The organism is Campylobacter sp. BCW_6463 (assembly GCF_001762785.1).
Classification (GTDB): domain Bacteria; phylum Campylobacterota; class Campylobacteria; order Campylobacterales; family Campylobacteraceae; genus Campylobacter_D; species Campylobacter_D jejuni.
Window position 1 is genome coordinate 1 of sequence record NZ_MJXL01000073.1, and the last position, 561, is coordinate 561.

At 36.9% G+C, this 561-nt stretch carries 1 pseudogene; it reads left to right on the forward strand.

Annotation, left to right across the window (positions count from 1 at the left end):
* Positions 1–561, forward strand: a pseudogene (locus tag AJ884_RS09695) (flagellin); the annotation flags it as partial.

Genomic DNA, 561 nt, shown 5'->3' on the forward strand with positions numbered 1-561 from the left:
AGACTTAGTTCAGGTCTTAGGATTAACTCTGCAGCGGATGATGCTTCAGGGATGGCGATAGCAGATAGTTTAAGATCTCAAGCCAATACTTTAGGTCAAGCTATCTCAAATGGTAATGATGCTTTAGGTATCTTACAAACTGCTGATAAGGCTATGGATGAGCAACTTAAAATCTTAGATACTATCAAGACTAAAGCTACTCAAGCAGCTCAAGATGGTCAAAGTACAAAAACAAGAACCATGCTTCAAGCAGATATCAACAAACTCATGGAAGAACTTGACAATATCGCAAATACCACTTCATTTAATGGTAAACAACTTTTAAGTGGTGGTTTTACTAATCAAGAATTTCAAATCGGTGCAAGTTCAAATCAAACCGTTAAGGCAACTATAGGTGCAACCCAGTCTTCAAAAATCGGTGTTACAAGATTTGAAACAGGTTCTCAAAGCTTCACTTCAGGCGTGGTAGGGCTTACTATAAAAAACTATAATGGTATAGAAGATTTTAAATTTGATAGTGTTGTGATTTCAACCTCTGTTGGAACAGGACTTGGAGCTTTA